This is a genomic window from Telluria sp. LT2P34, assembly GCF_059685915.1.
This window is the reverse complement of sequence record NZ_JCASIN010000007.1, coordinates 36,745-49,200: the sequence shown is the minus strand read 5'-3', so window position 1 is coordinate 49,200 and position 12,456 is coordinate 36,745. Positions and strand designations below refer to the sequence as shown.

Annotated in this window: 13 protein-coding genes; all 13 read right to left on the bottom strand. The window is 62.8% G+C overall.

The genetic code is table 11. From position 1 onward, the window contains the following. Position 1 precedes the first annotated feature (1 nt). Positions 2–1,186 (bottom strand): cardiolipin synthase ClsB, encoded by a 1,185-nt coding sequence (gene clsB / locus AC56KZ_RS17435; protein WP_497163452.1) that lies wholly within the window; start codon positions 1,184–1,186, stop codon positions 2–4. A 12-nt stretch (positions 1,187–1,198) separates the two neighbouring features. Continuing rightward, complete coding sequence (locus AC56KZ_RS17430) at positions 1,199–2,011, bottom strand: endonuclease/exonuclease/phosphatase family protein (protein ID WP_497163451.1); 813 nt, start codon at positions 2,009–2,011, stop codon at positions 1,199–1,201. 100 nt (positions 2,012–2,111) lie between these two features. Continuing rightward, the gene (locus AC56KZ_RS17425; protein ID WP_497163450.1) at positions 2,112–2,312 is read right to left on the bottom strand and encodes a hypothetical protein; all 201 of its coding nucleotides are present in this window, start codon (positions 2,310–2,312) and stop codon (positions 2,112–2,114) included. 500 nt (positions 2,313–2,812) lie between these two features. After that, positions 2,813–3,730 carry a serine O-acetyltransferase EpsC gene (epsC, locus tag AC56KZ_RS17420; RefSeq protein ID WP_497163449.1) on the bottom strand — a complete coding sequence of 306 codons (918 nt, stop codon included), beginning with the start codon at positions 3,728–3,730 and terminating at the stop codon, positions 2,813–2,815. A 52-nt stretch (positions 3,731–3,782) separates the two neighbouring features. Then, the gene (nudB, locus tag AC56KZ_RS17415) at positions 3,783–4,238 is read right to left on the bottom strand and encodes a dihydroneopterin triphosphate diphosphatase (protein WP_497163448.1); all 456 of its coding nucleotides are present in this window, start codon (positions 4,236–4,238) and stop codon (positions 3,783–3,785) included. A 95-nt stretch (positions 4,239–4,333) separates the two neighbouring features. After that, entirely contained in the window at positions 4,334–6,127 is a 1,794-nt protein-coding gene (aspS, locus tag AC56KZ_RS17410) for an aspartate--tRNA ligase (RefSeq protein ID WP_497163447.1), read from the bottom strand. Between the two features lie 90 nt (positions 6,128–6,217). Continuing rightward, the gene (locus AC56KZ_RS17405; protein WP_497163446.1) at positions 6,218–6,862 is read right to left on the bottom strand and encodes a DUF502 domain-containing protein; all 645 of its coding nucleotides are present in this window, start codon (positions 6,860–6,862) and stop codon (positions 6,218–6,220) included. 54 nt (positions 6,863–6,916) lie between these two features. Then, a complete protein-coding gene (locus tag AC56KZ_RS17400; protein WP_497163445.1) occupies positions 6,917–7,273 on the bottom strand; it encodes an FmdB family zinc ribbon protein in 357 nt (118 codons plus the stop codon). A 365-nt stretch (positions 7,274–7,638) separates the two neighbouring features. Further along, on the bottom strand, positions 7,639–8,244 hold the full coding sequence (locus AC56KZ_RS17395; protein ID WP_497163444.1) for a methyltransferase: 606 nt from the start codon (positions 8,242–8,244) through the stop codon (positions 7,639–7,641). 2 nt (positions 8,245–8,246) lie between these two features. After that, entirely contained in the window at positions 8,247–9,815 is a 1,569-nt protein-coding gene (ubiB, locus tag AC56KZ_RS17390; RefSeq protein ID WP_497163443.1) for a ubiquinone biosynthesis regulatory protein kinase UbiB, read from the bottom strand. Then, positions 9,815–10,444 carry a ubiquinone biosynthesis accessory factor UbiJ gene (locus tag AC56KZ_RS17385; protein WP_497163442.1) on the bottom strand — a complete coding sequence of 210 codons (630 nt, stop codon included), beginning with the start codon at positions 10,442–10,444 and terminating at the stop codon, positions 9,815–9,817. Before AC56KZ_RS17385 ends, ubiB begins: the two co-directional genes overlap by 1 nt. A 121-nt stretch (positions 10,445–10,565) precedes the next feature. After that, a complete protein-coding gene (locus tag AC56KZ_RS17380) occupies positions 10,566–11,540 on the bottom strand; it encodes a Tim44 domain-containing protein (protein ID WP_497163441.1) in 975 nt (324 codons plus the stop codon). 36 nt (positions 11,541–11,576) lie between these two features. Continuing rightward, the gene (gene ubiE / locus AC56KZ_RS17375) at positions 11,577–12,311 is read right to left on the bottom strand and encodes a bifunctional demethylmenaquinone methyltransferase/2-methoxy-6-polyprenyl-1,4-benzoquinol methylase UbiE (RefSeq protein ID WP_497163440.1); all 735 of its coding nucleotides are present in this window, start codon (positions 12,309–12,311) and stop codon (positions 11,577–11,579) included. Positions 12,312–12,456: the final 145 nt, after the last annotated feature.

Genomic DNA, 12,456 nt, shown 5'->3' with positions numbered 1-12,456 from the left:
CTTATGCGTATCCAATCGCAAAAATGCGCATCGTCAGCTTGTACAGGAGGTAGGCCAGCCCGTACGAAGCCCGACGCAGCCATCCCACGCCTTCGAATTCCCTGGGGCACACGACGACGCCGTCGGCGATGCCCCTCTTGATATGGGTACGCACGGCCTGGGCAAAAGAGGCGTTTCTCACAACAATGTTCGCTTCCTGGTTCAGGAACAGCGACAGGCCGTCGCAGTTGCTCGATCCGACCGTGGCCCAGTCGTCGTCGACCACGGCGATCTTCGCGTGCAGCTGGGTCTTGCGGTACTCGACCACCTGGATGCCGGCGTCGAGCAGTTTCGGATAGAACGAGCGCGCCACGGCGTCCTGCATCCGGAATTCGCCGACGCCGATCAACAGCGTGACCTCGACACCGCGGCTCGCCGCCTGCGCCAGGGCGTCGCGGAATTTTCGCCCCGGCGCGAAATACGGATTGGCCAGCAGCACGCTCTTGCGGGCCTGGCCGATGGCTTGCAGGTAGGCGCGCTGGATCGTGCGCCGGTTGCGCAGGTTGTCGCGCACCACGAAACCGGCGCGCATCAATCCCGCCCCTGCGCCGCTGCTCTGGCGGACGGTCGCGCGGCGCGCCTCGCGCTGCGATTCGAGAAACAGTTCCATGCGGTGGATCAGTTTCAGGTGGCCGGCGCGCATCCACTGGGCCTGGGCCTCGAAGTGGATCTGCGCCACCAGCGGCCCGCGCACGCGCACCGCGAAATCCCAGCGCGGCGCCGGCAGCGCGCGTTCGGGATCGTAGTCGCACACCATGTCGTCGTTGGTATTGATGCCGCCGACAAAGGCCACGCTGCGGTCGACGACCGTGATCTTGCGGTGGGTACGCGCGATGCCGCGCCTGAACCAGCGGTTGAACACGCGGTAATGCACGCCGGCGGCGGCGAAGGCTGCGCCTAGGCGGCGGCAGGTGCGGTCGCCGGTGCCGAACCAGTCGACCAGCACGCGCACCTTGACGCCGCGGCTGGCCGCGCGCATCAGCGCGGCGGCGATGTCGCGCGCGACCGCGTCTTCGGCAAAGATATAGGTTTCGAACAGGATTTCATGGTGCGCAGCGTCGATCGCGGCGATCATCGCCGGGAACAGCTGCTGCCCGGTTTCCAGCAGGGTGACATCGTTGCCCGCTACGTAAGGAAGGCTGCGCATGCGATACGCTGACTACGCCAGTTGCAGTTCGGCGACGATCGGCGCGTGGTCGGACAGTTTGGCCCAGATCGGCCCCGCCATCACCTGGGCATTGTCGACCTTGAAGCCGCGTACATAGATGCGGTCGAGCCGGAACCAGGGCAGTGCGGCCGGGAAGGTCCGCGCTGGCGCCAGGCGCGGCTGGCGGCCGGCCCAGCTGCGCACCATGTCGCCCAGCGCCGATTTCGGGCCGAGCTCGTCGAACACCTCGGTCACGCCCAGCGCCTGGCGCAAGCGGTCGCTGAGGGTATTGCGCCAGTCGTTGAAGTCGCCGGCAATGATGACCGGCTCGCCGTCCGGCGCCGAGTGCCGGACGGCTTCGATCAGCTGCAGCGTCTGGCGTCCACGCCCGCCCTCGAACAGGCCGAGGTGGACCACATAGCAATGCACCTTGCCGGCCGGCGTTTCCAGCACACAGTGCAGGATGCCGCGCTGTTCGTAGGCATGGTCGGAAACGTCGTGGTTATGGGTGTTCGCGATCGGGAAACTGCTGAGCAAGGCATTGCCGTGGTGGCCGTGGTCGTAGACCGCGTTCATGCCATAGGCGGAATGGTGCGAGTCGCCGGCGAAATATTCGTACTGGGCTGCTTCGGGCCAGTGGTGGTGGCTCGGCGCATGCTCGCCATAACGCACCTGATGGCGGTCATGGCGCCCCTGCACTTCCTGCAGGAACACGATATCGGCGTGGAACTCGGAGATCGCCTTTTTCAGTGCCAGTACCCGCGGGGTACTGCGCAAGGAGGAGACGCCTTTGTGGATATTGTAGGTTGCGACACGAATCTTCATGGGAACATTCTAACCCCATCAGTCCGTGTTCTTTTTTATAAGCTTTCCAATCGTGCGGACACGGGGCGCCGTCTCTGGGAACCGCTACCCCGCTGCAAGATCATTCAAACGCCGGTGCCGCTTCCCAATTCGCGCGCAATGCAGCATTGCGGGGCGGTGCCAGGCGTTCTGCTTCGGACAAGCGCACGGAAATCAGACGCGGGCCAGCGAGGCGCAACCCGCATTGCAGGTCGATATAAAAACAATCGTCGTCCATGCTGACTGCTTTCACTTTCTCGTGCTTCGATTCGAAATCTTCCATGCGTTCTCTCCCAGAATCCGTTTGTTGGATTTGTGTTGCAGTTCAAAAATTCGCTGTGCGCGAATTACTGACGATATGCGACCTGTTTCCGATTGTCAAACGCCGATTCTATTGTGCGATTACTAACACAACAAATTTCCCATCACTAATTTTTCCTTAAAGACACATAAATTCATGTAATTAGGAAAGTTTCCTAAGATAATTTGTTAGCCCATACAGCATATTTGTATCAAATTGTAGAAGAATTTAGCTGTTTTATCCCTGACTTAACGTTTTTCCTACTCATCCAATTGAAACATTCACTTACAAATTAGTAACTTTTTTGTTGTCATTTGGAAAATAATATCGGCCTGGAGCCGATATTCTTGTAGGAATTTTGGAAGGCCGCCGTTGTATTTGCGCCTACAAAAGAAAAACGCTTGACTGAACAAAGGAACTGCGATTTGGTCAATTTGACGATCAAAGCGCGTATATTCTTTCTTCGTTGAAACTTCCCGCCTTTATACGTTGCGCATCTGGGCCTGCGTGACGTTGCAGCCCGGCGCGACATCCTGCGTCACCCAGACGTTGCCGCCAATGGTGGAGCCGGCCCCGATCGTGATCCGGCCGAGGACGGTCGCGCCGGCGTAGATGACGACGTCGTCTTCGACGATCGGATGGCGCGGCGCCCCTTTGACCAGCGCCCCGCTGGCGTCGAGCGGGAAGCGCCGTGCCCCGAGCGTGACGGCCTGGTATAGGCGCACGCGCTGGCCGATGATCGCAGTTTCGCCGATCACGACGCCGGTGCCGTGGTCGATAAAGAAGCTGGCGCCGATGCGCGCGCCTGGGTGGATGTCGATCCCGGTCAGCGTGTGGGCAATGTCCGCCGCCAGGCGCGCCAGGAAGGGTACGCCGAGGCGATGCAGGCAATGCGCCAGCCGGTGGTAGAGCACCGCAATGGTGCCGGGATAGCAGAGCATGATCTCGGCCACGGAACTGGCGGCCGGGTCGCCGGCCAACGCCGCATGCACGTCCGACACCAGCAAGGCGCGAATTTCCGGCAAGCTGCCGGCAAAGGCCCGGGTGATGTTGCGCGCACGTTCGAACAGCTCGGCGTCGCCCGCCTCTTCCAGGCCGGGATTGAAGCGCAGCGCGCGCCGCACCTGGCCGACCAGGCGGTCGAGGGCAATGTTCAGCGTGTCGCCGACAAAGTAATCGATGCTCTCGTCGTTCAGGTCGGGGCGGCCGTAGTGCGTCGGAAACAGCGCCGCCGACACGCCCTCGATGACTTGCTGCAGCACCGCGCGCGAAGGCAACTGGCGCACGCGCCCCTGGTGGCGGATGTTGTGGGTCGACTCGCGCGAAGTGCGCAGCGCGTCGATGATGGGGCCGAGCTGCCAATGGCTGGCGCCGGCCGGATCGCTGTGGTCATTGTTCATTTGACCAGATTACTCCAGGGCGAGCGCGAAATGAAGGATTTAAATCACACTTCTATATATGCGAATGCACATGGCGCGGCAGTTGCAATACCGCTTCCGCATTCGATGACGAAAAGCAGCGGTCCGCCGCTTCCAGCCAGGGCAGCCATGCGTATTCGAGGTGCTCGCGCGGGCTCAGGGTGATCGGGATGTCGCGCGGCACGCAGACCGAAAACACGTGCTCGGTGTTGTGGGTGACGCCCGGCGCATAGCGGTGGCGCCAGGTCGGGTAGATTTCGTAGACGTTCGACAGGCCCCAGTCAAGCAGGCGGATGGCTTGGCCATCGGCGACGATGCCGGTTTCCTCGAACAGTTCGCGCGCGGCCGTTTCCAACAGCGGCTCGTCGGGCGCATCGAGCGACCCGGTGACCGATTGCCAGAACCCGGGCCGGTCGGCGCGCTCGATCAGCAATACCTCCAGCGCGAACGTATGGATGACGACGAGGACCGATTCGGGGATCTTGTGCACTGACTGTCTCCATAGGGCAAACAAAAAAGGCCGGAGCGCATCGTCAGACGATGCGCTCCGGCCCCTATTCTACCCAGCCGTCAGGCCGCGCGTGCTTAAGCTACCTTGGTCTCGTTACGCAGGCGGATATGCAGCTCCTTGAGCTGCTTCTCGTCGACTTCCGATGGCGCGTTTGTCAGCAGGCACTGGGCGCGCTGGGTCTTCGGGAAGGCGATCACGTCGCGGATCGATTCCGAACCGGTCATCAGCGTCACCAGGCGGTCCAGGCCGAAGGCCAGGCCACCGTGCGGCGGCGCGCCGTACTGCAGGGCGTCGAGCAGGAAGCCGAACTTCAGTTGCGCTTCCTCGGCATCGATCTTCAGCGCGCGGAACACCTTGCTCTGCACTTCTTCGCGGTGGATACGGATCGAACCGCCGCCCAGTTCCCAGCCGTTCAGGACCATGTCGTAGGCCTTGGCGATGCAGGCGCCCGGATCGGTTTCCAGCATGTCTTCGTGGCCGTCTTTTGGTGCGGTGAACGGGTGGTGAGTCGCGGTCCAGCGGTTGTTTTCTTCGTCGTGCTCGAACATCGGGAAGTCGATCACCCACAACGGTGCCCAGGTTTCTTCGAACAGGCCGGCCTTCTTCGCAAATTCCGAGTGGCCGATTTTTACACGCAAGGCGCCGATGGCGTCGTTGACCACCTTGGCCTTGTCGGCGCCGAAGAAGATCAGGTCGCCGTCTTCGGCCTTGGTCAGTTCAAGGATTTTGGCGAGGACTTCGTCCGAGATGTTCTTAACGATCGGCGACTGCAGGCCGTCACGGCCTTTGGCCTTTTCGTTGACCTTGATGTAGGCCAGGCCCTTGGCGCCGTAGATGGCGACGAACTGGGTGTAGGCGTCGATTTCCGAACGCGGCATCGAACCGCCCTGCGGCACGCGCATGCCGACCACACGCCCGCCGGTCATGTTGGCGGCGCTGTTGAAGACCTTGAACTCGACCGACTTCATCAGCTCGGTCAGTTCGGTGAACTCGAGTTTCACGCGCATGTCCGGCTTGTCCGAACCATACATGCCCATGGCGGTGGCGAAATCCATCACCGGGAACGGCTTCGGCAGGTCGATGCCGGCGGCGTTCTTGAACACGACGCGCATCATGTCCTCGAACAGGTCGCGGATTTCCTGTTCGGTCAGGAACGAAGTTTCGCAGTCGATCTGGGTAAATTCCGGCTGGCGGTCGGCGCGCAGGTCTTCGTCGCGGAAGCACTTGGTGATCTGGTAGTAACGGTCGAAGTTGGCGACCATCAAGAGCTGCTTGAACAGCTGCGGCGACTGCGGCAGTGCGAAGAAGCTGCCCGCGTTGACGCGCGACGGCACCAGGTAGTCGCGTGCGCCTTCCGGGGTCGACTTGGTCAGCATCGGAGTCTCGATGTCGATGAAGCCCAGGTTGTCGAGGTACTTGCGCACTTCCATCGACACTTTGTAGCGCAGGCGCAGGTTGTGCTGCATCTGGCCGCGGCGCAGGTCGAGCACGCGGTGCGTCAGGCGCGTCGTTTCCGACAGGTTGTCGTCGTCCAGCTGGAAGGGCACCGGTACCGAGGCGTTCAGCACTTCGACCGAAGTGGCGTTCAGTTCGATCTTGCCCGACTTCAGGTTGGCGTTGACCGTGCCATCGAGGCGGTTGGTGACGGTGCCGGTGATGCGCAGGCAGTACTCGTTGCGCACATGCTCGGCGGCCTTGAACACGTCGGCATTGTCCGGATGGCAGACCACCTGCACCAGGCCTTCACGGTCGCGCAGGTCGATGAAGATCACGCCGCCGTGGTCGCGGCGACGATGGACCCAGCCGCACAGGCTGACGGTTTGGCCCAGCAGTTCTTCGGTAACGAGGCCGCAGTAGTGAGTACGCATGGAGGACATATTTTTCTCTATTCCAGGTTGGTGTATCGGTTGCCGCCGCGGCGGCCTTGATTGCTTGTCTTGTCGGTCAGGGCGTGAGGATCAGGGGGTGAGGATCAGGCCAGGGGCTTCGCCCTGCCTGACGAGGCCGGGGACGGTATCGCCCGGCGCCACGACGCCCATCGACACGATGTATTTCAGCGCCGCGTCGACCGTCATGTCCAGCTCGACGACCTTGCTGCGTTCCATCATCAGGAAAAAGCCGGAGGTCGGGTTCGGGGTCGTCGGCACGTAGACGCTCAGGTAGTCGCCGACCAGGTGGTTCTTCACGTCGCCGCCGGGCACGCCGGTCAGGAAAGCGATGGTGTACGAATCGGCATGCGGGTAAGGAATCAGCACCGCCTGGCGAAACGCGTTGCCGGAAGACGAAAACAGGGTGTCGGACACCTGCTTCACGCTGCCGTAGAGCGAGCTGACGACCGGAATGCGCTTGAGCAGGCGCTCGCCCACGCGCACCACCCATTTGCCGACCAGGTTATTCGTCAGCAAACCGGTCACGAAGACGATGGCGATCGTCAGGATCGCGCCGATGCCGGGCACGTCCATGCCGATCAGGTTGCGCGGCTGCCAGCGCTCGGGCACGAACAGCAGCGACTGGTCGAGCATGCCGATGACCAGGTTCAGGACCCAGCCGGTGATCGCCAGGGGAACCAGGATCAGGAGGCCGGTAAGGAAGTATTTGCGCATTGCTTTCTCGTTGTTCTTATTGCTGCGGCCAGGTGGCCGCAGGCCGTGATCGCATCAGGACGCGCTCTTGGCGCCGCTTGCCGGGGAAGCCGGCGCGGCGGCTGGCGTTGCGCTCTTGCCGGCGTCGCCCGAGGAGGCAGCGGCCGCAGGCGCACCGTCGGACGAGCTTGCGACTGCCGGCGCAGCGGCAGGCGCCGCTGCTGCAGCCGGAGCGCCGGCCGGAGTTTTCCCGCCACGGAAATCGGTCACATACCAGCCGCTGCCCTTGAGCTGGAAACCGGCGGCGGTGACCTGCTTCTTGAACGCGCTCTTGCCGCATGACAGGCATTCGGTCAGGACCGGGTCGGACATTTTTTGCAGTACATCTTTGGAAAAACCGCATTCGTCGCAACGGTAAGCATAAATCGGCATGTGATACTCCGCAAAAATCTTCAAAACCCTGAATTATAAAGCTTTTGTGGCAGCCGTTGCCCTTTCCCGGGAAAGGCCGGCGAGACGATGCGCCACGGATGAGAGTGCCGTGCCGCGCCAAGCGGGAATGGCCGTGGATTGTGTTGTTTTTCGCCAGCATCGGGCAAGGTTCGGTTTGCCCGGCATCAACTATGTGATTAAATAGCATCCCTAACAGCATACTGCCGGCGGGGTTGGGCCTTCCGGTTGAATGATCAAGAAACAGAAGTTTGCGCGATCGTCGTATCGCCGCATGGCCGTACAAGAACGCTGTATTTGCCGAGCCCGCGCATGCGGGCATTTTTTTTGCCCGCTTATTTGCTCGCTTATTGGCTCGCCTGGCGGCGCCAGACCATCCAGCGCTCCCTGCCCTCGAAGACGGGCAGCGAATCGGCGACCGCGGCGTCCTCGACCAGGTCGAAATGCGGCGCCAGCAGCGCCTCGAGGGCTGGCCTGGCAATGCCGAAGGGCGGCCCTTGTTTTGATTCGCCAAAGAAAAAGAACCCGGCCAATAAGGCGCCCGGCCCCAGCAGCGCCGCCCAGCGCGCCACCACCTGCGGCCGCATGGCCGGCGGCATCGCACACAGGAAAGCGCGTTCGTAGACCAGGTCGAGCGGACGCGGCGGCTCCCAGGTGAAGAAATCGGCTTCGACCACATGCGCGGCCCAGCGGCCGACGGCCTGCCGGGCGCCGCTCACCGCGGCCGGGGAAAAGTCGATGGCGAGCGCGTCCCAGCCGGCATCCAGCAGCCAGGCCAGTTCATAGCCATTGCCGCAGCCCGGGATCAAGACCGTTTTCGGCCCCGCTACCTTGACCGTGAATTCGCGCAAGGCGGCCGGCACGCCACCCAGGTCCCAGGGCGTGAAACCGCGCTCGAAGCGCTCGTCCCAGAAAGCGGGACTCAGCGGATCGCGGCTGGCGAATTCGGGCATGACTAAAGATGGCCGTAGCGTGTCAGCAAGGCCGCGAAGATGATGCCCGAGGCGACGCCGCCGGCCAGCCAGGCCACGAAGCCGATCAGCCGGTTGGTGCGGCGCTGCTCGAGCACGAGCATGCTGAGCAGCTCCTGGGTATGCAGGTGCGGGTGTGCCTGCTGCTCGAGTGCACGGTGCACAAGGCGCGGCAGCTGCGGGAAGATGTGGGCGTAGCGCGGCGCTTCGTCCTTGAGCTTCTCAACCAGGCCGCGCCAGCCGAGCTGCTCGCCCATCCAGCGCTCGAGGTAGGGCCTGGCGGTCTTCCACAGGTCGAGATCCGGGTCGAGCTGGCGCCCGAGGCCCTCGATGTTGAGCAGGGTCTTTTGCAGCAGCACGAGTTGCGGCTGGACTTCGACATTGAAGCGGCGCGAGGTCTGGAACAGGCGCAACAGGATCTGGCCGAACGAGATGTCTTTCAGCGGCCGGTCGAAGATCGGTTCGCAGCAGGCACGCACCGCCGATTCGAGTTCGTCGACGCGGGTGTTTTTCGGCGCCCAGCCCGATTCGATATGGGCTTCGGCCACGCGCTTGTAGTCGCGCCGGAAGAAGGCCAGGAAGTTTTGCGACAGGTAATCCTTGTCGAAATCGTTCAGGGTGCCGACGATGCCAAAATCGAGCGCGATATAGCGGCCAAAGGTTTCCGGCTCGACCGACACCAGGATGTTACCGGGGTGCATATCGGCGTGGAAGAAACCGTCGCGGAACACTTGAGTAAAGAAGATCTCGACGCCATCGCTCGACAGTTTTTTCAGGTCGACGCCCTCGGCCGCCAGGCGGTCGATCTGCGACACCGGGATGCCGTTCATGCGTTCCATGACGATCACACTGCTGGAGCAATAATCCCAATACATCTCGGGCACCATCAGCAAATCGGAATCCGCAAAATTCCGGCGCAGCTGGGCGGCATTCGCCGCTTCGCGCATCAGGTCCAGTTCGTCGTGCAGGTATTTGTCGAATTCGGCGACGACTTCGCGCGGCTTCAGGCGCCGGCTTTCCTTCCACACCCGCTCGACCAGGCGCGAGGCCATGTCCATCAGGGCCACGTCTTCGTCGATGGTTTTCTTCATGCCCGGACGCAGCACCTTGACCGCCACTTCCTTGCCGTTTTTCAGGGTCGCGAAATGGACCTGGGCGATCGAGGCCGAGGCCACCGGCACCGGGTCGAAACTGGCGAACAGCTGGTCGGGGTGGGCGCCGAGCGAGGCGGTAATCTGGGCGATTGCCAGCGCGGAATCGAAGGGCGGGACCTGGTCTTGCAGCCGCGACAGTTCGTCGGCGATATCCGGCGGCATCAGGTCACGCCGGGTCGACAGCACCTGGCCGAACTTGATGAAGATCGGTCCGAGCTCTTCGAGTGCCATCCGCAGGCGGATTCCACGTGGACTCGTCATGCTCCTGCGCCAGAAAAACATGCCGCTGACGATACGTGCAGTACGCGGTGCGTCGAAACCAGACATTGCAATTTCATCGAGGCCGTACTTGGTAACGACCGTGAAGATTTTCAGCAGGCGCAGGAATTTCAATATCATCAGCTATCCAGGTGTTGGGCCAGCAGCGCCTCGAGGCGGGCGACGCGCTTGGCGGTGCGTTCGATGTCGTCGCGCAGGCGCACCACGTCGGCGCCGAACTCGTCCACCGCGCCCGGGCGCGCCAGCACGGGGCGTTCTTCGACCAGGAATTCGGCCAGGTTTTCCGCCAGGCGACGCCCGCTGTCACGCAGGTTGGCCACGGCGCCGCGGGCGCCGCCGGCAAGGCGGGTGGCGACGATCGGGCCGAACAGGCGCTCGAGGTCGTGCTCGGGCTCCCAGCGCAGGCCGCGGCTGAGCGTCGATATCGTGTTGGCGAACTCGGCGTCGCCCTCGATGCGCACATAGGAAAACGCGCGCTCGCGGTTTTGCGCGATCAGCGGCAGGTCGGCCAGCTTGACGTGGATGGTGACGGTCGGCAGCGCTGCCGGATCGCCCGCTTCCAGCAGACCGTCAGCCGCGACGCGCAAGCGCAATTGCAGCTGCCCGGTATCGATGCAGGCCAGCTTGCCGGCATGGCGCCGCAGCGACGCACGCGCCCAGTCCTCCCCAGCCAGCAGGTGGTTGATCGTGGCGACGGCGGAGGCAGTCAGAGCACGTTGCGGCGACAGTAAAGAAGGGCTCGGGAACATGGCATGGGTCGCTAAAAAACAAAACCGCCCGTTGTGACGCGGGCGGCGTTGATCTTACCAGTTTGCCCGGCACAAACCCGAGCGCACAGGAAACTTTGCTAAAAATTATTGCTGCTGCTGCTTATTGCTGCTGTTGAATACCGGCCAACAACCAACCGGTATTTCCGGCCAGCGGCTTTTCCATGTTCCAGACTTCCGAGAACGGCTCGGGCTGCGCGCCCGGCGCGGTGCGGATCATGCCGTCGAACTGGACGCTGGCCAGGTAATCGCTGGCCGTCGTTTCGATGCCGAGCAGCTGGGCGTCGATCGAGACGACATCGGTGAAGTCGGCATTGCCGCCGCGTTCGGTGATCTGCATCTTCAGTTCGGCAAACACCTCGGGCGTGGTGAACTCGCGCAGGTCGGCGACATCGCCCTTGTCCCAGGCCGCCTGCATGCGGATGAACGAGGACTTGGCATGGCGCAGGAAGGCGTCGGTATCGAAGTCGCCCGGCACGCCCCACGGAGTGTGCGAACCGGCGGCGGGCGCCGGAACGCCGCCCTTGTTCAGCGACACGCCGCCAGCACTGCCCTGGAAGGCGCTCGGCTGGCTGCCGAGACCGGAACCGATGGCCGGCGTGCCGCCAGCCGGGACCGGCTGGCCGCCATAGCCGCCCTGGAAGGCCGGGTTGGCCGGCGTGTCCTTGCGGCGGAACATGCGCACGATGAACATCACGGCCAGCGCCAGCAGCGCGATCATCAAGACCGCCGACAGGAAGGACGCCATGGCGCCGCCGATGCCGAGCGACGAGAACAGCGCGCCCAGGCCGAGGCCGAGCAGCGCGCCGCCCAGCAGGCCCTTCCACATGCTCGGCTTGGCTGCGGCGCGTGCGCCCGCGGCGCCGGCAGCCGCGCCGGCAACGGGAGCCGCCGGCGCGGGAGCGGCCTGCTGGCGATTCATTGGCGCGGCCGGCGCAGGCGCCGGCATCTGGCGCACCGACTGCGACTGGCGGCCGATCGAACGCTTGCCGCCCATCGGACGCGCGGTGGCTTCGGCGATCATGGCGGTGGCGGTCAACGCCAGCATCGCCGTAGCCAGGAATTTTTTCATTTTCATCGAAGTCCCCTTAAAGTTTGCTACTAGAGTTTGATACTAGAGTTTGATACCGGTATGCAAAGCAGCCACGCCCGCCGTCAGGTTGAAGTACTGCACCCGCTCGAGGCCCGCGTCCTGCATCATGCCTTTCAGTGTTTCCTGGTCCGGGTGCATGCGGATCGACTCGGCCAGGTAACGGTAACTTTCCGCGTCCCCGGCGATGCGCTGGCCCAGCCACGGCAGCACCGAGAACGAATACACGTCATACGGCTTTTGCAGCGGCGTCGCCACCTTCGAGAACTCCAGCACCAGCAGCTTGCCGCCGGGCTTTAGTACCCGGCGCATTTCCGCCAGCGCCTGGTCCTTGTGCGTCATGTTGCGCAGGCCGAAGGCGACGCTGACCCGGTCAAAATAATTGTCCGGAAACGGTAGCTTTTCGGCATCGCACAACAAAGTTGGGGTCACCAGGCCTTTATTCAATAGACGGTCGCGGCCGACCCGCAGCATCGATTCGTTGATATCGGTAAGCCACACCTCCCCGCTCGGCCCGGCCTGCCTGGCAAAGGCCTTCGACAGGTCGCCCGTGCCGCCGGCAATGTCGAGCACCTTGAAACCGGGACGCACACCGGCTTGCGCGATGGTAAAAGTCTTCCAGATGCGGTGCAGCCCACCGGACATCAGGTCGTTCATGACGTCGTACTTCGCCGCCACCGAATGGAAAACCTTGGCGACCTCATGGACCTTGTCGTCCTCGGAAACCGTCTTGTAGCCGAAATGGGTGGTATTGGTCATAAAGTAGGTGGCTGTTTAGTCTTGTTGCATTATACAAGTGCCATGGTTCGGGGCGCTCCCTGTACGCCTTACGACAGTCGCCACGACAGCCGCGCAGCAGTGCAAGCCTCAAGTATTGACTCTTGTATAATTACTGACCCTCCCC

Excerpts from the sequence above, each read along its gene's own strand:
- AC56KZ_RS17425 (WP_497163450.1), bottom strand. The coding sequence starts at position 2,312 with ATGGAAGATTTCGAATCGAAGCACGAGAAAGTGAAAGCAGTCAGCATG.
- AC56KZ_RS17400 (WP_497163445.1), bottom strand. The coding sequence starts at position 7,273 with ATGCCGATTTATGCTTACCGTTGCGACGAATGCGGTTTTTCCAAAGAT.
- AC56KZ_RS17385 (WP_497163442.1), bottom strand. The coding sequence starts at position 10,444 with ATGTTCCCGAGCCCTTCTTTACTGTCGCCGCAACGTGCTCTGACTGCC.
- aspS (WP_497163447.1), bottom strand. The coding sequence starts at position 6,127 with ATGCGTACTCACTACTGCGGCCTCGTTACCGAAGAACTGCTGGGCCAA.
- AC56KZ_RS17405 (WP_497163446.1), bottom strand. The coding sequence starts at position 6,862 with ATGCGCAAATACTTCCTTACCGGCCTCCTGATCCTGGTTCCCCTGGCG.
- AC56KZ_RS17430 (WP_497163451.1), bottom strand. The coding sequence starts at position 2,011 with ATGAAGATTCGTGTCGCAACCTACAATATCCACAAAGGCGTCTCCTCC.
- epsC (WP_497163449.1), bottom strand. The coding sequence starts at position 3,730 with ATGAACAATGACCACAGCGATCCGGCCGGCGCCAGCCATTGGCAGCTC.
- ubiB (WP_497163443.1), bottom strand. The coding sequence starts at position 9,815 with ATGATATTGAAATTCCTGCGCCTGCTGAAAATCTTCACGGTCGTTACC.
- AC56KZ_RS17395 (WP_497163444.1), bottom strand. The coding sequence starts at position 8,244 with ATGCCCGAATTCGCCAGCCGCGATCCGCTGAGTCCCGCTTTCTGGGAC.
- clsB (WP_497163452.1), bottom strand. The coding sequence starts at position 1,186 with ATGCGCAGCCTTCCTTACGTAGCGGGCAACGATGTCACCCTGCTGGAA.
- AC56KZ_RS17380 (WP_497163441.1), bottom strand. The coding sequence starts at position 11,540 with ATGAAAATGAAAAAATTCCTGGCTACGGCGATGCTGGCGTTGACCGCC.
- ubiE (WP_497163440.1), bottom strand. The coding sequence starts at position 12,311 with ATGACCAATACCACCCATTTCGGCTACAAGACGGTTTCCGAGGACGAC.